We start from the raw sequence: 20,228 nt of genomic DNA, 5'->3' as shown, positions 1-20,228 counted from the left end.
CGGCGCTGGATTCAAATGAGTTGATGAAGGCGACCGCCTTTTTATTTTTCCTTATTTATATGATTTAATGGGTGGCATCTAATAACAGATTCTGCAAGGAGTCTCCCGATGGCCCCATCTCGCCTGTGGCAATACTGGTTGCTGCTATTACTCAGTTTTCCTTCCCTCGTTGTTGCTGACGTGGTTGCCGAATCGGCCCGCGAGCGCTTATCGCTCAATCGCGGCTGGCTGTTTCATTTGGGTGATGTGCCTTTTCCCGAGATCAAAGGCCATGGCGCGAGCTATAACAACGCCAAGGCTGGCAATGCCGGTGGGGCGGCAGCATTGGAATACGATGATTCCCATTGGCGCAAGCTGGATTTGCCCCACGATTGGGCCGTGGAGGGACCATTCGACCCCAATGCCAATGTTTCCCAGGGCTACAGGCCGCGTGGCATAGGTTGGTATCGGCGCTATTTGCGGGTAGAGGACGCTGATCGCGGTCGCCATTTTGAATTGCAGTTCGACGCTATAGCGACCCACTCAACCCTGTGGGTGAATGGTAATCCTGTGCATCGCAATTGGTCGGGTTACAACGCCAGCTATATCGATATCACCCCCTATCTGCGCTATGGCGACGCGCTTAACACCATCGCCATCCGTGTGGATGCGGAGCAGATGGAGGGCTGGTGGTACGAGGGGGCCGGTATCTATCGCCATGCCTGGCTGGTCAAGCGCAGTCCGGTGCACATTGTGACTGATGGCGTGCATGCGACGCCGCGTGAGCGGGGTAACAATCGCTGGGAAATCCCTGTTGATGTCAGCTTGTACAACAGCGGTAAACAGCCTGCGGAGGTGACAGTCAGGGTAGACGTTTTTGATCCCCAGGGTAAAAAGGTAGCCAGTAAAAAGGCAGCTGCCCAGGTGGATGTGTTGGCGCACCAGCAGGTGGATTTACCCGTGCGGATTAACCATCCCCAACTCTGGTCAATAGACAACACAGCGCTTTACCGTGTGCACACCCGCGTGGAGCTGGAGGGCAAGGTTATCGATGAAACCAGTTTGCATACCGGTTTTCGCCGTATCCGTTTTGATGCACAGCGCGGCTTTTTCCTTAATGACCAACACGTGAAATTACAGGGCGTGTGCATCCACCAGGACCACGCTGGTGTGGGGGTGGCAGTGCCGGATTCCATATGGGAATACCGTTTGCGTCGCTTGAAGGAATTGGGTGTTAATGCCATCCGCTTTGCACACAATGCCCCCGCTGCGGAAGTACTGGATATGGCTGATCGCATGGGGTTTGTGGTGATGGATGAAAACCGCAACTTCAATCCCTCCCCGGATTACCTGAAGCAACTGGAATGGATGGTACGCCGCGACCGCCATCATCCCAGTATTATGTTGTGGTCGGTCTTTAATGAAGAACCTGTGCAGGGCAGCGAGGTTGGTTATGAAATGGTGCGTCGCATGACCGCTGCGGTAAAAGCACTGGATGACACCCGACCGGTAACGGCGGCTATGAATGGCGGATTCTTTACGCCGCTTAATGTCTCCCATGCTGTCGATGTATTGGGCGCAAATTACCAGGTGCCTGATTATGACCGCTATCACACTGCCAATCCGCATATGCCGTTTACCAGCTCGGAAGATACCTCGGCATTTATGACGCGCGGCGAATTTGTCACAGATCCGGATAAACACATTATTGCCAGCTACGATGATGACTTTGCCTACTGGGGTAACAGTCATCGCGATGCCTGGCAGGCAATTGATACGCGCGCTTACGTTGCCGGCGGTTTTGTGTGGACTGGCTTTGATTACCGCGGTGAACCTACACCTCATGAGTGGCCTTCCGTCAGTTCGTTTTTTGGCATTATGGATTTAAATGGTTTTGCCAAAACGGCTTATTACATCCACCAGGTGCAGTGGATTAAAGACCGTCCGCTGGTACATATTGCACCCCACTGGAACTGGGCCGGTAAAGAAGGTGAAAAGATCCGCGTGATGGTGATGAGTAATAGCGAGCGGGTAAAACTGTTGCTCAATGGTCGTGTGTTGGGTGAGCAGCTTGTCGATCCCTATCGCATGAATTTTTTCGACGTTAGCTATGTGCCGGGAACACTCGAAGCGATTGCCTATAACGGTGATCAGGAAGTGGCGCACACACAGGTGGAAACGACCGGTGAAGCCATTGCCCTGGAATTAATGCCGGATCGCACGGCGCTTAAAGGCGATGGCCGGGATGCTATGCCGATTACCCTGCGTGCATTGGATGCCCAAGGCCGCGCTGTCCCGGTTGCGAGCCCGCGGGTGACCTTTGAGATTAAGGGGGCCGGTAAATCCATTGGCCATGGCAATGGCGACCCCAATTCCCACGAGGATGAAAAGGGCAGCCGCCGCACATTATTTAATGGGCTGGCGCAATTGATTGTGCAATCCCATGCTGAGTCGAGTGGCAAGTTGAGTATCACTGCCCGCGCACCAGGGTTAAAAACAGCGCACCTGGATATTCCGGTAGAGGCGGTAGCCCCGGTGCCGTTTGTCGCACCAACCGCAGTGCTCAGCCTGTTGCATTATTGGCGCTTTTCGCCCGCGAGCCTGGCTCGCCCCGATCCACTGCAAGTGGTAGCCGATAACGATATGAACACCTGGGGCTGGGGACAGGTTCCCATGCTGGAACATCCTCCCGCGCAGGGTGAAAACCAGGGTGGCAGCTGGCGTTTATACCGTACCCATTTCACCGCGCGCCAGGATTTATCCGATGGCAAGGCCAGTATTCATTTCCGGCGCATTACCGGTAAGGCAGAGGTCTGGCTGGATGGCAAATTACTGGGTCAAAAAACGCACTATGCCGCCGGTGAATTGCGTTTGAATTTACCGGCTGGCCAAGGGCTGCGCCAGTTGAATGTAGTGGTGCAGGGAGAGGGCAATAACCCGGCGGGTATTGATGGCTTGGTGAGCCTGGAAGCACACAGCTTGCAGTAAACGCTGGACGTTGAGGTGTAAGTGTTTGAGTGTAAAAAGCCAGGCAACTATTGGCCTGGCTTTGGGTGGGCATTTTTTTTCGCTGCCTTTGTGTTCGTCGCTCGTGTGTTCTTTGCCGGCGGTGGTGCGTTAATTTCCGGTTTTGAGAGTAAGGTTTTCATCCCCCAAAAGCTCGCGCCCCAAAAAAGCGTTAAGAGCAGGACCAGTAATACACAGATGAACGCAAAGATATCGGGTGCCTTCATCAGGGTTGTCATCAGCGAATCCTGATAATAGAAAAACCATTGATGCTCATCGGGAAAAATCTGTACATGTAACCAATAAAATACGCTGGTCGGCCCTATGGCGATAATAATCAAACTGAGCACCAATAAGCTGCCAATGAAACCCAGCAGGATTTTTCGCGGTGATGGCAGACTAAAACGTTGCCAGTAGGCGATGGCAAGGGTGATTAGCCAGAGCAGCCAGCAGACTGCACCGGTCATGTAAAAAATATCAATGACATTGGCGACATCTTGCAAGTGGATAATTTCTGCCTCGTGCATGAATGCCGTTGTCTCTCCATTTGCCAATCTATAGCGAATATCGCGCAGGCCTTCGCCGTGGTTTTGCACTGCATCGCTGATTTCACCAAATAAACGCCAATGGTCTTCTTTGGTTGCCAATTCAAAATCATCCTTATGGCGATTGAGCGGTGCGAATTCGGCAATATGGCTTTGCAGGTCGAGCAATTGATAGCCTGCCGGGTAGGCAAAATGTACCTGCGCGAGTAAATGCCAGCAGAGCAGGGCCAGGGCAATAGTTTGGCTGATAAATAAAACGGGCCAAAACAGCATATTTTTTAATGGTTTCATGGCAATCGAGCTGGGATTAACGGTCAGTTAAGCGGTAAAAGATAGCGTCAAATTACCATGTTTATGGTGTATGTGCATGGTGGTACAGATTAAGCCCGGTTAGGTTACATGGCGTCATAGAAGGGGCCGCTGCCTCCCTCGGGGGGAACCCAGGTGATATTTTGCAAGGGGTCCTTGATATCGCAGGCTTTGCAATGGATGCAATTGGCGGCATTGATGTGCAAGAAATCCTGGTGGTCTTTCTGGATAATTTCATAGACACCCGCCGGGCAATAACGCTGTTCCGGTGCGGCATAGTGTGCAAGATTATACGCAATGGGAAGCTCGGGGTCGGCCAATGTTAAATGAATGGGCTGATCTTCTTCGTGGTGGATATTGGACAAGTAAAGCGACGATGGGCGATCAAATGTAACTTTCCTGTCGGGTGCGGGATAGTGGATTGGCTCTGCCTTGGTTGCTGTTACCAGGCTTTCATGGTCTGCCTTTTTATGTTTGAGCGTCCAGGGCAGGCGCAAGCCTAGCGTATGCAGCCACATATCTGTTCCCGCATAGAGGAGTCCGCCGATTGTCCCCCAGGTTGAAAGCGCCGGCTTTACGTTGCGTACCTTATAAAGGTCCTGCCATAACCAGGAGGCCCGGAGTTTTTCCGGATAACTGTGCAGCAAGGGAGCCTGCTGGTCGGCCAGGGTTTCCATAATGGATTCTGCGGCAAGCATGCCGGATTTAATCGCGTTATGGGTGCCCTTAATTCGCGCTAAGTTAACAAACCCGGCAGAACATCCGATCAGTGCGCCACCGGGGAATATCAATGAGGGCAGGGACTGGATACCGCCTTCGTTAATCGTGCGCGCACCATAACCAAGGCGCTGCCCGTTTTCGAGCAGGGGGCGAATAGCGGGATGACTTTTAAAGCGCTGAAACTCCTCAAAGGGATTGAGGTAAGGGTTGGGATAATCCAGGTGTACCACAAACCCTATGGCTACCCTGTTGTCTTCCAGGTGATAAATAAACCCGCCGCCACCTGTGTCGTTATTGAGTGGCCAGCCCAGGGTGTGAATAACACAACCTTGTTGATGCCGCTCCGGGTTAACCTGCCAGATCTCCTTGAAACCCAATCCGTATTTTTGCGGGCCGCTGTGTTCGCGCAAATTGAATGCCTGCTCCAGGGATTTTGTCAGGGAGCCACGGGTGCCTTCCGCTATCAGGGTGTAGCGCGCATGCAGTTCGATACCGGCAGAAAAGGTGTGCTTATGACTGCCATCGCGCGCGATGCCCATATCGCCGGTGATTACACCGTTTACGCTGCCGTCGTCGCCGTAGAGTATTTCCCTGGCGTTAAAGCCGGGAAATAAATCCACGCCCAGGTTTTCTGCCTGGGTGCCGAGCCAGCGACATAATTTCCCCAGGCTAATAATGTAGTTACCCTGGTTGTGCATCAGGGGAGGGAGCAGGGTCGATGGAAATTGAAATTGCGCTGTTTCACCGAGCCACCAAAAATGGTCTTGTGTAACCCGGTTGGTCACTGGAGCCTGTTTTTCCTTCCAGTCGGGAATCAATTCATTCAATGCAATGGGGTCTATCACCGCACCAGAGACAATATGTGCACCTATCTCCGCCCCTTTTTCCAATACACAGACGCTGATTTTACGCGCGTGTTGTGCGGCTAACTGCTTAAGGTGAATTGCGGCAGAGAGTCCTGCGGGGCCAGCACCGACAATCACAACATCGTATTCCATCTGATCGCGCTGTGTCATAGCTATCTCAACCGGGGTTGGTGGTAAGTAACAGGTGTTGTGGGAATCAGGTCGTGGCCGGCAACAAAAGATCATCACCGGTTTTCAGGTGGCCTGTCAGTGAACGGCAATAGTCCAGGAAACCAATCATGGCAGGTGTCTGGTAGCGGTTTTTGTGCCAGACAAACATGAATTGTCGCTGCAAATCCAGCATGGGGGTTTTGATTTCGACCAGGCTGCCGCGACGGACGGCATCGCGTAAGGCCAGGCGTGAAATACACCCTATCCCCAAACCGGATTCCACCGCGCGCTTAATGGCTTCGGTATGTTCCAGTTCAAGGCGCACCTTTAATGCAGAAGCGTGATGGCGCATGGCATGATCGAAGGTCTCCCGCGTACCGGATCCCTGTTCGCGCAGGATCCAGGTAGCGGCAACAAGGTCTTCGATATGGGGCTCAGCCCTATTGGCCAGTGGGTGCCCCGGAGCGCAAAACACGGCGAGCTCATCATCCAGCCAGGGCTCGGCAACCAGTTCGGGATGATGGCAACTGCCTTCAATTAACCCCAGGTCCAGCTCATAGCTGGCGATCTGTTGCAGTATGTGCTTGGTATTTTTTACCTGCAGGTCGATATGGCACTCCGCATGGTGTTGCATGAACTCGCTAATAATCAGTATCGCCAGGTAGTTGCCGATGGTCAGGGTAGCCCCCACTTTCAGGTTACCCAGCGCCGTTTTTCCCTCCAGCAGCTGTTCTATTTCCTGTGCCTGGCTCAACAGGCTGCTCGCCGCAGACAGTAAGCTCCTGCCCAAGGCGTTCAAAATCAATAACTTACCGTGACGGTCGAAAAGCTGGCAGTCAAATTGACGCTCCAGCTCGGCAAGCGCCGTACTGGCGGCTGATTGCGATATGGCAATCTGCTCGGCAGCGCGGGAGACACTGCCGAGCTGGGCAATGGCAACGAATATCTCTAATTGGCGTAATGTGTATCTCATATCTGTTTTTTGTATATAAAAAATATAAATAATCTATTTAACAAATATGCTAGCGCTAAATAGAATGATCCACAAGTTCAAAATGAGTGGCTTATCAATGGAGGCCCGCGATGAAAGTGTTGGTGGCGGTTAAGCATACGGTGGATCACAACCTGAAGCCCCTGGTCGATCCGGCATCTGGCCTGGTTGATCTCAGCCAGGCCAGGCGGGCTATGAATCCTTTTGATGAAATCTCCCTGGAAGAAGCGGTGCGTTTGAAAGAGCGCGGCCTGGTGTCCGACATCCTGGCGGTTTCGATTGGTGGGCCGGATGCAAAGGACAGTTTGCGTCACGCCTATGCCATGGGTGCTGATCGCGCCCTGTTGGTTGAAACAGCGTCGCCTCTGCAACCCCTGGCAGTCGCCAAGATCCTCCGTGTGATGGTGGAGCGTGAACAACCCGGACTGATCTTTGTGGGTAAACAGGCCGTTGGTGAGGATTACGGCCAGACTGGCCAGATGTTGGCGGCCTTGTTGGGCGTTGGATTGGGAACATTTGCTTCTCGAATAGAATTGGATGGCAATGTGGTCAGGGTTACGCGTGAAATTGAAAAGGGCACCCAGACAATTGAATTGCAGTTGCCTGCTGTGGTGACCTCGGATTTGCGCCTGAATGAACCGCGTTTTATCAAGTTACCTAACTTGATGATGGCCAAGAAGAAAAATATCGAGACGCTGGGGGTGGCAGAGTTGGGCGTAGATATTGCGCCGCGCTTTCGTGTCATCAAATCAGCAGAGCCAGCCGCAAAACCGGGGGCGAGGCAGCTGGGCAGTGTTGCTGAATTGGTAAAAGTCCTGGATGAGCAGGAGGTATTGCAATGAGCGTGTTAGTCCTGGCCGAACATGACGGCAAACAGTTAAAAAGTTTTATGGCCCAACTGATCGGTGCGGCCAGCCGCTGGAACCAGCCGATTGATGTATTGGTGTACGGCAACCAGGTGGATGAGATGGCTCGTGAAGCGGCCAGCTTGTCTGGCGTGGCCAGGATCATATTGGCCAGTGCCGAGCATCTTGCCCACCCCTTGGTTGAAGATGTACAAGATCTGGTTTTGGAAATTGCCCGTGAATATTCGGTCATACTGGGTGCCCACAGTGTGCTGGGTAAAAGTGTATTGCCCGGAATCGCAGCGCGCCTCGATATTGCACCCATTATGGATGTTATCGACATCAGTGGACCTGCAACCTATATTCGCCCTGAATATGCCGGCAATATTTTTTCGCAAATAGAGAATCTCCAATCCCGGCAAATTATCAGTGTGCGTACGACCAGCTTCAAGCCGGTTCACGGTGACGGCCATGCCGATATTGTTACCTTGCCTGTTCCCCGGTCACGCGCAATCAGTCACTGGATAAGCGATGACATTCATCATTCAGATCGTCCGGAGTTGGCATCAGCGCGGGTTGTGATTAGCGGTGGCCGCAGCCTGGGGGATGACTTCGAGCGACTGCTGGCTCCCATAGCCGGGCAATTGGGAGCCGCCATAGGGGCAACCCGTGCTTGTGTGGATGCCGGTTTTGCACCAAACGATTTGCAAGTCGGGCAGACCGGCACTGTGATTGCCCCTGACCTTTATATTGCCGTGGGAGTATCCGGGGCTGTGCAACACATAGCAGGAATTAAAGACAGCAAACTGGTGGTCGCCATTAATCACGATCCCAATGCGCCTATTTTTCACTATGCAGACTATGGCCTGGTGGCAGATTTATTTACTGCCTTACCGGAATTGCAGACGGCGTTAAAAGAGCGTGCTACTGCACATTAAACCCCTTGGCAGGAAAACCCCGTATGAGTGCGTTTAATACCCAAAAAGTATTGTCAGTGACTCACTGGAATGACAGCTTGTTTAGTTTTACCACCACCCGCGATGAATCGTTTCGCTTTGAGAATGGGCAGTTTGTCATGATTGGCCTGCACCAGCATGAAAAGCCTTTGTTGCGGGCATACAGCATTGCCAGCCCCAACTACGAAGAGCACCTGGAGTTTTTCAGTATCAAGGTTCCCAATGGGCCCTTAACCTCCATATTGCAGCACATAAAAGTCGGCGATGAGATATTCGTAGGGCGCAAACCGACGGGTACCCTGTTGTTGTCCGACCTCAAGCCGGGCAAGCATTTGTTTTTGCTGTCTACAGGTACAGGCTTGGCGCCTTTTATCAGCTTGATCCAGGACCCGGAGGCCTATGAAAAATTTGAAAAGATTATCCTGGTTCACGGTGTGCGCCAGGTAAATGACTTGGCGTATCGCGACTTTATTACCAAGGATCTGCCCAACCATGAATTCCTGGGGGAAGAAGTGCGCAATAAGCTGATTTATTACCCGACCGTAACCCGTGAAGATTTTTATCACCAGGGACGACTTACCGATCTACTGGCCAGTGGAAAATTACTGCGTGATATAGGTTTGCCACCACTGAATCCGGAAACTGATCGGGCCATGTTGTGCGGTAGTCCACAGATGCTGGATGATACCTGTGGGATTTTGGATAAGGCTGGCTTTGTTATCTCGCCGCGCATTGGTATTGCCGGGGACTATGTGATTGAACGTGCGTTTGTAGAAAAATAGCGTTTTGTCAGGCGGCACAAGCAGGTTTTGCCGGAGAGTGGTCACGCCACTCCCGGCTTTGGCGTACCGTGTCCTGGCGTGTCGCCCGGCGCTTGGCCTTGTTGGATTTTTCATGCACGCCACCCTTGCGCATAATCGGGTGGAAGGCATGGCCATTGCGTTTTTCCTCTTTGATTTTCATAAAGTAAACCCCGGTTGGTTTATAGCAGAATGTTGATCGTGTTATACCCCGCATAGATAAATAGCAGGAGCGTAATCACATCTCCCAGGATACTGGGCCAGTCGTAGTGAAGCCATAGGCAGCCCATTTTAACTGCCCATTCGTCGGCATTCCTGAGACCCATGGACGCACTTAGACAAAAGAGATCGGTGTATTTATCAATAATCGCCAGTACCACTTGCAGGATAACACCGGCAAAAAACAGGATAGCAGTACAGGTGGCATTTTCATGGGCGGAAAAGTCGTCCCAGATACGATCATTACTTGCCAGAAATAAAGGGAACGCCACACCAAAAGCCACAAACCAGGCGCGCAGGGTGGCGCTGTGCTGGCGATAGGCGAGGCGCAAGCTCTCCTCCCGATTGCTACTGATAATGCGGGTATGTGAATTTCCAGAACTCATGGTCAACTCCTGTAGACGGGTTCATGTGAATCGATGGCTGTTATCGGACAGGGGCGAGGATGGCACTAATCTGTTGCATTTGCCAGCCCCTTACCCGAGGAGCACCGGCCCGGTAAATTGGCAGCTATTTGAGCCCTGGTGTTTGATGAGTTATTGCTATAAAAAACGCAGCCTTACGCTGCGTTTTTTAATGGGTGGCTGGCGTTACCTATACAAAATATTCCGGATGTTCCTGGGGAATAACCTCCAGGATATTGTAGACATCCTTCATATGGACACTCATAGCGGCGGCCGCCTTTTCCGCTGAACCGGATTTGATGGCTTTTACAATCGCCGCGTGTTGATTCAATACGCGCTTGTATTGGCCGCTGACATGCAGGCTGAGGCTGCGCACGCGATCCATATGTGCCTTTTCTGCTTCAATCAGGGTGGCGACCCGCGGGTACTGGGTGTAGTTCGCCATGGTTTGGTGGAAGTCGTCATCCAGGTGTTGAAACGCGATAGGATCATCGTCAGCAGCGGCAAGCTTCTGGTCTGCAATAATTTTTTCGCAGGCCTCTACAACTTCCTGCCGTAAATCTTCACTGATACCCGATGCCAGGTGGCTGACGACGGCAACCTCCAGGGCTTCGCGGATAAAACGCGCCTGCAGGATTTTATCCATGCTGAACTTGGAGACATAGGTGCCACGTTGGGGCAATACTTCCACAAAGCCGATATTGGAGAGCTGGATCAGGGCTTCGCGGACAGGGGTGCGGCTGACGCCGAATTGCTGTGCCAGGGCTGTTTCCGAGATCATCTGACCTGGCAGTAATTCCATACTCACAATGGCATCGCGGATGAAATTAAGGATCTGTCCGGCGGCCGGGCGATCGTAGGATATTTCCTTGGACTCAGGACGCATCAAAATCTTGGGCTGTTTAGCCACGTTGTATCTCCTGTTTTTTAATCACTGCTAAACCAGCGGTCAGGCTGTTAGTAGTGATTTACCTGTGGTGAAACAGCGGTTTGAGTCGCTGTCGAGTGAGCCTGCTGCACAGATAAATCTTATATTGGGATCATCATCCATGGGGTTGGATGATCCGACCCCCGCTTTTGCTCGCCATCTCAGTGGCGATAGGCGCCATACTAACCCATGGCTGATTATTAGTAAAAATAGTTTAATGGTTAAATTAACTATAACCATGTTGCGCTGCGGGGTGCTTATGAAATACTAGTATCCAAGTTGTAAAGCTGATAGTCTATCAGTGTTTATGGCGACTTGTTACAGACGCCAACAAAACGGGTGTTTGACCTTTCTGGCGGAATTCTATTCCGCCATTTTTTTACGTTGAATTTACTCGTTATTGCGCCTGTCCGAACGTCAGCCATAAAAAAAGCGAGCCTTGTGCTCGCTTTTTTTATGCTGTGCAGGCTGTGTTATCAAGCCGATGCACGACTGTCCTGGAACCGCGCCAACAAGGCCGGGTAATCCGGATTGGAAACCCCACCAACCATAATCCATTCCTGGACCAGGGCTTCAATTTGGCTATCCCTCTGGCCAAATGCTTGTTGCATTTGTTGTACCTGGTAATTCATGCGCAAGGCTTTATCACTTTCAGGGGTGGGTTTTCCGGTCAGGATTTCAGCGCGGATACACAACAGGCGCAATTGTTGTGCGCGCTCGGCTTCGCCAGTCGCCTCCAGGGTTGGTGCCTTGGCCAGGCGCTGTTGCAACAGGGGCAGGGTACCTGTTGGCCAGCGACTGGTGTTGTTCAGGTATTCTTCCGCGGCTGCCTTGGCGGCGATAACCGTGACGGCTTGATCATCACTGGCGGCAATCAGGGCCAATTCATACTGGCGAATGGCTTCGGCTGCACCAAACAGGTCCTGCCAGCGCTGGTTTTCTGCCTGCACGCGCGCTGATTGGCGAGTGCTGCTGATCGCTGCCAGGGCGGCTTGCAGTTGTTCACTCAGGGCTTTTGCCGATTCACGCGGCAAACTCAGGTTATCAAACGCGAGTTTGGTCGCTTCTATTTCTGCCTTGGCTGCATCCAATTCTGTTAAGGCTAAACCGGCATAGCCTTTCAATTTGCCAATCAATTCTTTGGCCTGCTCAACTTGTGCCTGGCGCTGTTGGCGGGCAGCGTCAGCTTCCTGGTTGCGGCGGGCGAAGAGTGCATCGCACTGCTGGCGGAATTCCTGCCAGAGTTGCTGATCTTCCTTATGCCAGCTTTTACCAATGGTTTTCCATTTCGCTTGCAATTGTTTGGCCTGCTCGGTCGCCGTGCGCAGGTCGTCAGACGCAATTAATTGCCTGGCTTGCTCAATCAGGTGTTGCTTGGCTTGCTTGTTGCGGTCGAGCTCGGCGGTAATTTTGCCGAATAATTGTTCCATCAGGTTTTCGAATTCTTTCTGGATGTCGTTGCCGGCCTTGCGTGGTACAGGCCAATAGGTCTGCCATTCCTGGCGTGCAACTTTGAGGGTTTGTTCAACGTCTTTCCAGAGCGCATTGTCCCAGTCGTAATCGGCCAGGTAGGTTTGCAGTTGGCTGACCAGCTCACGGCGCTTGCTCAGGTTATTGTCACGAGCAGTCGCCTGGGCTTCAAAAAATTCCTTACAGGGGGCATAGGCTTGGGCAGATGCCTGCTGGAATTGTTGCCAGAGATCATCATCCTGCTGTTGGCCGCCACGGCTGACTTCTTTCCAACTGTCTTGCAGGTCATGGATTTTGCTGGCCAGGTCTTCCGGTGCCATTTTGCTGCCAATAAGCGATTGCATCTGTTCGATCAGCGCTTCTTTTTTCGGAGTTACAGCAAATTCGTGCCAGTCGCCCAACTTGTGCAATTGTGTTTCAAATTCTTCCCATTTGGCTTGCAGTAGCTTAGGCAGTTCGCCCAACTGCGCCTGTTTTTCCTGAAGCTCCTTGTGAATACCGCGCGCTTTGCGCACAAAACCTTGCTCTGCCGCCCATAGACCCTTGCGGGTTAATTCGCTGTAGTGACGCAAGGCGTCCCTGGCCGCTTGCTCTTTGGTATTCCAGCCAGCGAACCAATCATCAACACGTGCCTTGGCTGCGGTAATTAACTCGGGCAGGTCGGCCACCAGCTGTTTGGCCTGGTTTAATTGCTGATTGAATTTGGCGCGCAGCTTTTGTGCGGTTTCTGAGTTATCGGCCTGTGCAATTTGTTCCGATAATTGCGTCAGGGTGCCAGAGGTTTTGATTTGGTCGAGCAGGTTTAATAATTGTTGCTTGCCTTGTTCAAAACTTTTGTTGAGGTCATCCAAAGGAATAGCGCGATTGGCGGCCAGGCGCATGGCCTGGCCGAGTTCCTGAACCTTGAGGTTAAATGCGGTGAATTCATCGTCGCCGATATGGGCTTTTGCCAGTAGCTCGCGTCCCAGCTGCTGGAGGTTGTCGACCGCGGAGCTGGCCAGTTCGCGCGCCTGCTGATCCAGGGTGATGCGCTCTTCTTCTGCTGCGATGGCGTCGGCCTGGGCCTGGATTTTGGCTTCACAAACCGCCAGGGCCGCTTGGTAGCGGGCTGTTAGCGTTTCGCTCACCTGGGCGGCCAGGAGTTCCCACTCCTGCTGCAGGATTGCCAGCCTGGCCTTGAACAGGGCATCGGCTTCCAGGTACGCATGTTTTTCCAGTTTTTCACACAGGCGCAGGGCACTGGTTTCGAACTCGGCTTGCCGGGCATCGTCGGCGCGGAAGATATCCAGCTTGGCCTTGACGATCCGGAAGACATTTTTGTCTTTGGTTTTGGCTGTCTTGGCCAACTGTTCGAGCCGTTCGCGCTGCTGGATTTTTTCCGCCGCCGCCTGGCGCAACTGGCTGGTTGCACCTTCGCTGGCAAGTTTCAGCAACTCGTTTTCATCATGGGTTTGCTCTACCACATCCAGGGTGATCACCGGCTTGGGCGGTTTGACTTCCGCCACAGGCAACGGAGCTGGTTTTACGGGGGCGACCTTGTGTTTTGTGCCAAAGAGTTTGCGTAATAGTTTCATAGTCTCAGAGCATCTGCGTTATTAGAGCGATTGTTGTAAGAGGACCTGTACAGGGTGCGGCAGTTTTACCTGATCGATGCGCTTGGCCTGGCTGCGACAGGAGTAGCCGGTAGCGGTGAGCTTGCCCGCGTTTGCGGGTTCGTTCACTACCTGAGACCAGGAGAGTGCATAAATCTTTTTGGAGGTGTCCAGGTTGGTTGTCTCGTGACCGTAGGTACCTGCCATACCACAACAGCCGGTATCGATCACTTTTAGCGATTGGCCGAGTGTAGAGAAAACCGACTGCCAGTCTTTGATCGAACTCACAGCATTGGTTTTTTCTGTACAGTGGGCCAGGAGCGAGAAATCAGCTTTGCGGAAGTCGGCTTTTTTATGGGCCAGTATGTCGTTTTGCCTGGCCAGCCATTCTTGCAGTAACAAAACCTTGGGCGCGTTGTCGCCCAGGACTTTTTTGTATTCGGCACGATAGGCAAGGGTCATGGCCGGCTCTATACCCACCAGCGAAATTCCCGAAGAGGCCAAGCCATTCAGTTGGGTGGCATTGGTATCTGCCGCCTTGGCAAAGGCCTTGAGAAAACCATGGACCTGCAAGGGTTTCCCGTTAGGTTTGAAGGGGGCCAGCAACGGCACAAACCCCAGTTTTTTCAGCAAACTGAGTGTGTCTATGACCAGCGCTGTTTCAAAGTAGCTGGTGAAGGCATCCTGTACCAGGATAACGGCACGGGCTTTTTCTTCGGCACTTAACTGGGCAATATTTTCCAGGGTTGCATAGGGTACACCGAGCTTTTCCGTTGCCTTGTGCAGGCTGATCCCGGTCAGCAGCGGGCTATCGACCATACCGATAACGCGCGCCATGAAGGTCTGCATGAATTGCGGCTTCATGGTGAGGTTATACAGCCAGGGCAATTTGGCCAGGGTAGGGATCATGTACTCCAGGCCACCGATAAAATAGTCCTTAAACGGACGCAGGTAGCGGCTGTAGTAAAGCTCAAGGAATTTGGCGCGAAACTCCGGTACATCCACTTTGATCGGGCATTGGCCAACGCAGGATTTGCAGGCGAGGCAACCCATCATGGACTCATGCACCTCATGGGAGAAGTCGTAATCGCCGCGGCGTTTGCCCAGGGTGTTGAGAACCCGTGATGGCAGGCTGAACAGGAAACTGGCGCGTTTCAATTTTTTGCTTTCGGCGATGGGGTTTACGCCGCGCTCGCTCATCTGCTTGAGCCATTCACGCATCAGGGATGCACGGCCTTTGGGTGAGTGCTTGCGCTCGCGTGTACCTTTCCAACTGGGGCACATGGCGTCGTTGGGATTCCAGTTGTAACAGAGGCCGTTGCCGTTACAGTGCACACCTTCGCTATAGCCCTCCCAGACCTGCAGCGGAATTTTGCGATCCTGTTGGCCTCTGGTAGGAACACCGTCAATTTTTAATAATTCTATATTGGCAGCGGGCGTGGCAATTTTGCCGGGGTTTAACTGGTTACGCGGATCAAAGGCGGCCTTGATACGCTGGATTTGCGGATAGAGTTCGCCGAAGAAGGCCGGTGCGTATTCCGAGCGAACCCCTTTGCCATGTTCACCCCACAAGAGACCATTGTATTTTTGGGTGAGTGCGACCACCTTATCGGTGATGACGCGCACCATTTTTTCCTGTTGTGGATCTTTCATATCCAGCGCCGGGCGCACGTGCAATACACCGGCGTCAACATGGCCGAACATGCCATACATCAATTGGTGTTCATCGAGGATCGCGCGGAACTCCAGGATAAAATCCGCGAGGTTTTCCGGCGGTACAGCGGTGTCTTCCACAAAGGGTACCGGGCGAATTTCGCCCTCCACATTACCGAGCAGGCCCACAGCTTTTTTGCGCATTCCCCAGATTTTATTCACGGCACTACTGCCCCAGGCCAGGGAGTAACTGATGCGACCGGTCTCTGCCTGTGACGCCTGTTGGTCGAGCAGGTCGGTCAGGCGTTTGATCTCGTCGCGCAGGGCTTCTTCGGAGTCGGCGGTGTATTCCACCAGGTTAATGCCCTGGATTTTTTCCTCGCTCTCCGGTGCAGGGAAGAATTCAGATACGCTGTGCCAGACGATATCGTTCATCGCCAGGTTGAGCACTTTGGAATCCACCGTTTCAATGGAGGTTGGATTCGCCTTCATTAATGCTGTGGCATCGCGCAGGGCGGCGTTGAAATCGCGGTAGTTAACGTTAATCAGTGCGCTGCATTTAGGGATAGGTAGCAGGTTGATTTTGGCCTCGGTGATAAACCCGAGCGTACCTTCACTGCCGCACAAAATATTGTTGAGGTTAAAGCGACCTTCATGGTCGCGGATATGAGCCAGGTCATATCCGGTAAGGCAGCGGTTTAACCTGGGAAACTTTTGCCGGATAAGCGCGTGGTGTTCGCGCTGGATAGCATCGATGATGCGATGGACTTCTCCCACGCGGTCAGCGCGACGCCAAAGCGATTCCAGCTCTCCCTCGTCGATAGCCCTGGACGTCCAGACACTGCCATCCAGTAATACCGTGGTGAGTTCCAGCACATGGTCGCGGGTTTTACCGTAGCGACAGGAGCCCTGGCCTGAGGCGTCAGTATTGATCATACCGCCAATGGTGGCCCGGTTACTGGTTGACAGCTCCGGGGCAAAAAACAGCCCATGGGGTTGGATAGCGGCATTTAACTGGTCCTTTACCACCCCGCATTGCACCCGCACCCAGCGCTCTTCCACATTCAGTTCAAGAATCTGGTTCATGTACTTGGAGGTATCTACCACCAGGCCATCGGTGAGTGACTGGCCATTCGTACCCGTGCCACCACCGCGGGGGCTCAGTACGATGGAATGGAACTCAGCCTGTTGGCTGAGTTGGGTGATTGTGACCAAATCTTCAGTATGACGTGGGTAAAGTACCCCTTGGGGTAACACCTGGTAGATAGAGTTATCGGTGGCCAAAACAGTGCGGTTGGCATAATCGGGGTTAAGGTCACCGCTAAAACCGCTGGTGCGCAAAGCCTCAATAAAGCGCAGATACAGGGCCTGGACGGGGGAGGTTTGGTCAATGCGTGGAATCATGGGACATCATTAATTAAAAGCTATGACAGGGGCGGCATTCTACTCGTTTGCGCTGCTAAAGTCCTTTATTGGCTGCGAAGGTATCCATAGCTGATAAATACTCCTATAGTCAGTGAGCCTATGCTTTTCCGGGGATATAGTTCACTGGCCTTATAAGGATTCTTTATGGTTCCGGATTTGACAGCTTTCCTGACGTTGCACAGAAAATTGCGCTTGTCGGTACGTATACCGGTAGTGAGTGTGGTGCTGTTTGCGGCCCTGTTTACAGCGGGGATTGCTATAGGGCTCCAATATCACTTCAGTCGCTCCATGGCGATGGATGCCGCTGTGGCCAGCTACCAGGTTGCGGCGCGCCACACCAGTGAGTTCTTCCAGATCATGGATCGCCGCACCACCCAGGCAACCCGCATCTTGTCGCGCTATCCACACCTGCCAGTGGATCAGCTGCCCGACCCAGCCAGGGATGCCAGTATTGCTGAATTGTTTGCCGAGGTCATGCGCAACAATCCACTCTATTCCAGCATTTATCTCGGTTTGGCCAATGGCGATTTCCTGGAGGTAATCAACCTGGATAGCAGCCCGGAGATGCGCGAATACCTCAAGGCATCGGCCAGCGATCGCTGGGTGGTTAACCGGGTGGGGGAGGTCCAGGGGACGCGCATGCGCCAGCTGGATTATTTTGATAGCGGATTCCGCTGGCAGCGCCAGCGCCAGGAGCCCAGCCAATATGATGCCCGCCAACGCCGCTGGTACAGTGATGCAGAGCATGGCAAGGTCAACAAAACCCAACCCTATATCTTCCATTACCCCCAGGTACCGGGGCAGACCTATTCCATTCGCCTCCCCCACAGCGAGGTGGTGCTGGGGATAGACATTACCCTGCAGTCGCTCTCGGATTACCTGCGCAGGCAACCCCTGAGTCGGGAAGGGGAGATTTATCTCTACAAGGCCTCTGGCGAAATACTGGCATCCAATCACCTGGGCACTACGGAACACAGCCTCGCTGAATTGGCGCCCTTGCCGTTGTCTGCGGCGGAGCAGCAGTATCTCAGCCAATTGGGCGTTATCAAGATTTCCAACCAATTGGACTGGCCACCTATCGACTTTGCGGTCGCCGGACAGCCGCGCGGTTATACCATTGACTTATTGCGCCTGGCGGCAGCGCGATTGGGTGTGGAGGTCAACTTTATTAATGGCTATAGCTGGGCGGAGATCCTGGCGAATTACGAGCAGGGGCAACTGGATATCGTCCAACCGATTGCGGATAACGTCCGCAATCGCGAGCGCGGCTATTTGAGTGAACCCATTGTGCATTTACCCCTGGCATTGGCGCTGCGCGCAGAAGAGGGGATGGCGCAGCCAACCTCTGTCAGCCTTGCGGCGCTACGGGGGAAAACCCTGGCGATTCCCCGTGGCTGGTCGAGCATCTACAGCATTCACCGGGCTTATCCCGATATTGCCATCCTGGAGGTGAACAGCCCCAGGGCGGCCCTTGAGGCAGTGCGCGATGGTCGGGCCTATGCAACCCTGGATAGTTTCGCCGTGCTTCACTACACCGCCAGTCAATATTTTATTGAGGGCCTGGTCTATATCGAGTCTGTTGATACCGGTAAGGCTGAACTGCCTGAAGCATTTCGCCTGTTAATGCCGCCGCATTTACAGCCCCTGGGTAAATTGTTGGAAAAATCCATCGCCACGATGGACTCTACACGCAAGGCGCACCTGCAACAAAAATGGCTGCTCTCTGCGAATAATGCGGGCGATGGTTTTATTACCGTACCCTACAAACCCCTACTGGGGGTGGTTGGCAGTACTGGCGCTCAGCGGCGTCATCCCTTGAGCTTTGAGATAGCCGGTACTGAACACCTGGCCTATGTAGAACCGTTAAATCCGGATAGCCCTGCCAGTGATTATTTTGCGGTCGTGGTTCCCGCCGCCAAGGTGCTGGGGGATAGTTTATTGCGTGTGCGTTGGTCGGTGCTCATTACGGTGGGTTGTGTGTTGTTGATCCTGCCATTCTCCTGGTCATTGGCCGAGTTGATTGTGCGTCCGATTAATCGGTTGCACGATAAAAGCATACGCGTCAAAGAGCGTCGCTATGCGGAAATTACATACCGGCCCAGCAGGCTTAAGGAAATCGATGAATTGCTGTGGGCGATGGTAGATATGTCCCAGTCCATACAACATTACGAAAAGTCACAGCAGCAATTGATGGATGCGTTTATTGAATTAATTGCTGAGGCTATTGATGAAAAATCCCCTTACACCGGGGGACATTGTGAGCGGGTGCCGATATTGGCATTGATGCTGGCGGATAAGGCGGCAGCCACCAATGAAGGCGCCTTAAGTCATTTTAGGTTTGATAGCGAGGAAGCTTATCGTGAATTTAAAATTGCCGCCTGGTTGCACGACTGCGGCAAGATCACAATGCCGGAACATATCGTCGACAAAGGCAGCAAGCTGGAAACCATTTATAACCGCATCCATGAAATCCGTATGCGTTTTGAGGTGTTGTGGCGCGATGCAGAAATTGATTGCCTCAACGCGGTGGCCGCTGACCCAACACGGGCTGAACAGTACCAGGCGGAGCTGCAACACAGGCGCCAGCGCTTGCGCGAAGACTTCAGTTTTATCGCCAATAGCAATGTGGGTGGGGAATTTTTGAGTGATCAGGCGCAACAGCGCATTAGTGAACTGGGCAAGATTACCTGGACCCGTTATTTTGATGATCGCCTGGGTTTATCACCGGTCGAGGAATTGCGCCTGAAAGCAATTCCTGCGCAGGCTGTCCCAGCGCTTGAACATTTACTGGCCGATAAACCCGAGCATTTGATCGCGCGCCAGCGCTCCGCTTCCCATGATCCATCCTGGGGAATCAAAATGGAGGTGCCCGAGTACCTCTATAACCTGGGTGAAATCTACAACCTCTCGATTTCACGCGGCACCCTGACAACAGAGGATCGCTTTAAAATTAACGAACATATTATTGGCACTATCCGCATGCTGGAAAAATTACCCTTTCCTCCTGAATTAAAGCGTGTGCCGCGCTATGCCTCTACCCATCACGAAACCATGAAGGGAACAGGTTATCCGCGAAAATTGTGTGCCAGTGACCTGTCGATTCCAGAGCGTATTTTAGTGATTGCCGATATCTTTGAAGCCCTGACAGCGGCGGATCGCCCTTACAAGAAAGCCAAATCCTTGAGCGAATCGGTCGAGATCATGTACAAAATGATGCTCGATCAACACATGGATCAGGATCTGTTTGAACTCTTTTTAACCTCGGGTATCTATCGCGAGTATGCCGAGCGTTTTCTGGCAGCAGGGCAAATTGATGAGGTGAGTATTGAGCGCTACCTGCGTCAGCCATCACCGACGCAGGTGTAAGTTG

The 20,228-nt window shown here is 52.8% G+C and carries 13 protein-coding genes; 5 read left to right on the top strand and 8 right to left on the bottom strand.

All coding sequences use genetic code 11. The features are described 5' to 3' along the window. The first annotated feature begins 108 nt into the window (after positions 1-108). Positions 109-2,967 carry a beta-galactosidase GalA gene (gene galA / locus CJA_RS12590; RefSeq protein ID WP_012488206.1) on the top strand — a complete coding sequence of 953 codons (2,859 nt, stop codon included), beginning with the start codon at positions 109-111 and terminating at the stop codon, positions 2,965-2,967. Positions 2,968-3,014: 47 nt separating this feature from the next. Here the strand turns inward: galA and CJA_RS12585 are convergent, their stop codons facing one another. From CJA_RS12585 to CJA_RS12575, 3 genes are all read right to left on the bottom strand, one after another. Beyond that, positions 3,015-3,821, bottom strand: a complete 807-nt coding sequence (locus tag CJA_RS12585) for a lipoprotein intramolecular transacylase Lit (protein ID WP_012488205.1) — start codon at positions 3,819-3,821, stop codon at positions 3,015-3,017. 104 nt (positions 3,822-3,925) lie between these two features. Further along, the gene (locus CJA_RS12580) at positions 3,926-5,575 is read right to left on the bottom strand and encodes an electron transfer flavoprotein-ubiquinone oxidoreductase (RefSeq protein WP_041551509.1); all 1,650 of its coding nucleotides are present in this window, start codon (positions 5,573-5,575) and stop codon (positions 3,926-3,928) included. Positions 5,576-5,621: 46 nt separating this feature from the next. Then, positions 5,622-6,548 carry a LysR family transcriptional regulator gene (locus CJA_RS12575; protein WP_012488203.1) on the bottom strand — a complete coding sequence of 309 codons (927 nt, stop codon included), beginning with the start codon at positions 6,546-6,548 and terminating at the stop codon, positions 5,622-5,624. A 110-nt stretch (positions 6,549-6,658) separates the two neighbouring features. Between CJA_RS12575 and CJA_RS12570 the strand changes: the two genes are divergently transcribed. From CJA_RS12570 to CJA_RS12560, 3 genes are read left to right on the top strand one after another with little or no spacing between them, the layout of a single operon-like run. After that, positions 6,659-7,408: an electron transfer flavoprotein subunit beta/FixA family protein gene (locus tag CJA_RS12570; protein WP_012488202.1), complete on the top strand. Its 750-nt coding sequence runs from the start codon at positions 6,659-6,661 to the stop codon at positions 7,406-7,408. Continuing rightward, complete coding sequence (locus CJA_RS12565; RefSeq protein WP_012488201.1) at positions 7,405-8,349, top strand: electron transfer flavoprotein subunit alpha/FixB family protein; 945 nt, start codon at positions 7,405-7,407, stop codon at positions 8,347-8,349. Before CJA_RS12570 ends, CJA_RS12565 begins: the two co-directional genes overlap by 4 nt. A 23-nt stretch (positions 8,350-8,372) precedes the next feature. Further along, entirely contained in the window at positions 8,373-9,149 is a 777-nt protein-coding gene (locus tag CJA_RS12560; protein ID WP_012488200.1) for a ferredoxin--NADP reductase, read from the top strand. A 7-nt stretch (positions 9,150-9,156) separates the two neighbouring features. Here CJA_RS12560 and CJA_RS19470 read toward each other — a convergent pair whose 3' ends face one another. The 5 genes from CJA_RS19470 to ydiJ form a co-directional block, all read right to left on the bottom strand. Then, entirely contained in the window at positions 9,157-9,330 is a 174-nt protein-coding gene (locus CJA_RS19470; RefSeq protein ID WP_012488199.1) for a hypothetical protein, read from the bottom strand. Between the two features lie 19 nt (positions 9,331-9,349). Next, entirely contained in the window at positions 9,350-9,772 is a 423-nt protein-coding gene (locus tag CJA_RS12555) for a hypothetical protein (protein ID WP_012488198.1), read from the bottom strand. A gap of 208 nt (positions 9,773-9,980) precedes the next feature. Then, positions 9,981-10,700 carry a GntR family transcriptional regulator gene (locus tag CJA_RS12550; RefSeq protein WP_238526767.1) on the bottom strand — a complete coding sequence of 240 codons (720 nt, stop codon included), beginning with the start codon at positions 10,698-10,700 and terminating at the stop codon, positions 9,981-9,983. 494 nt (positions 10,701-11,194) lie between these two features. Beyond that, on the bottom strand, positions 11,195-13,762 hold the full coding sequence (locus tag CJA_RS12545; protein ID WP_012488196.1) for a DUF349 domain-containing protein: 2,568 nt from the start codon (positions 13,760-13,762) through the stop codon (positions 11,195-11,197). Positions 13,763-13,783: 21 nt separating this feature from the next. Further along, positions 13,784-16,837: a D-2-hydroxyglutarate dehydrogenase YdiJ gene (ydiJ, locus tag CJA_RS12540; protein ID WP_012488195.1), complete on the bottom strand. Its 3,054-nt coding sequence runs from the start codon at positions 16,835-16,837 to the stop codon at positions 13,784-13,786. Positions 16,838-17,002: 165 nt separating this feature from the next. On the opposite strand from ydiJ, the gene CJA_RS12535 reads away from it, so the two are divergent. Next, positions 17,003-20,224, top strand: coding sequence for an HD domain-containing phosphohydrolase (locus CJA_RS12535; protein ID WP_012488194.1), 3,222 nt, complete (start codon positions 17,003-17,005; stop codon positions 20,222-20,224). Positions 20,225-20,228 lie beyond the last annotated feature (4 nt).

The sequence above is a fragment of the Cellvibrio japonicus Ueda107 genome (assembly GCF_000019225.1).
GTDB classification, from domain to species: Bacteria; Pseudomonadota; Gammaproteobacteria; order Pseudomonadales; family Cellvibrionaceae; genus Cellvibrio; species Cellvibrio japonicus.
Note: the sequence above shows the minus strand (reverse complement) of the source record. Positions and strands in the feature narration are given on the sequence as shown.

Excerpts from the sequence above, each read along its gene's own strand:
- CJA_RS12535 (WP_012488194.1), top strand. The coding sequence starts at position 17,003 with ATGGTTCCGGATTTGACAGCTTTCCTGACGTTGCACAGAAAATTGCGC.
- CJA_RS12560 (WP_012488200.1), top strand. The coding sequence starts at position 8,373 with ATGAGTGCGTTTAATACCCAAAAAGTATTGTCAGTGACTCACTGGAAT.
- CJA_RS19470 (WP_012488199.1), bottom strand. The coding sequence starts at position 9,330 with ATGAAAATCAAAGAGGAAAAACGCAATGGCCATGCCTTCCACCCGATT.
- CJA_RS12580 (WP_041551509.1), bottom strand. The coding sequence starts at position 5,575 with ATGACACAGCGCGATCAGATGGAATACGATGTTGTGATTGTCGGTGCT.
- CJA_RS12575 (WP_012488203.1), bottom strand. The coding sequence starts at position 6,548 with ATGAGATACACATTACGCCAATTAGAGATATTCGTTGCCATTGCCCAG.
- CJA_RS12555 (WP_012488198.1), bottom strand. The coding sequence starts at position 9,772 with ATGAGTTCTGGAAATTCACATACCCGCATTATCAGTAGCAATCGGGAG.
- CJA_RS12585 (WP_012488205.1), bottom strand. The coding sequence starts at position 3,821 with ATGAAACCATTAAAAAATATGCTGTTTTGGCCCGTTTTATTTATCAGC.
- ydiJ (WP_012488195.1), bottom strand. The coding sequence starts at position 16,837 with ATGATTCCACGCATTGACCAAACCTCCCCCGTCCAGGCCCTGTATCTG.
- CJA_RS12545 (WP_012488196.1), bottom strand. The coding sequence starts at position 13,762 with ATGAAACTATTACGCAAACTCTTTGGCACAAAACACAAGGTCGCCCCC.
- galA (WP_012488206.1), top strand. The coding sequence starts at position 109 with ATGGCCCCATCTCGCCTGTGGCAATACTGGTTGCTGCTATTACTCAGT.
- CJA_RS12565 (WP_012488201.1), top strand. The coding sequence starts at position 7,405 with ATGAGCGTGTTAGTCCTGGCCGAACATGACGGCAAACAGTTAAAAAGT.
- CJA_RS12570 (WP_012488202.1), top strand. The coding sequence starts at position 6,659 with ATGAAAGTGTTGGTGGCGGTTAAGCATACGGTGGATCACAACCTGAAG.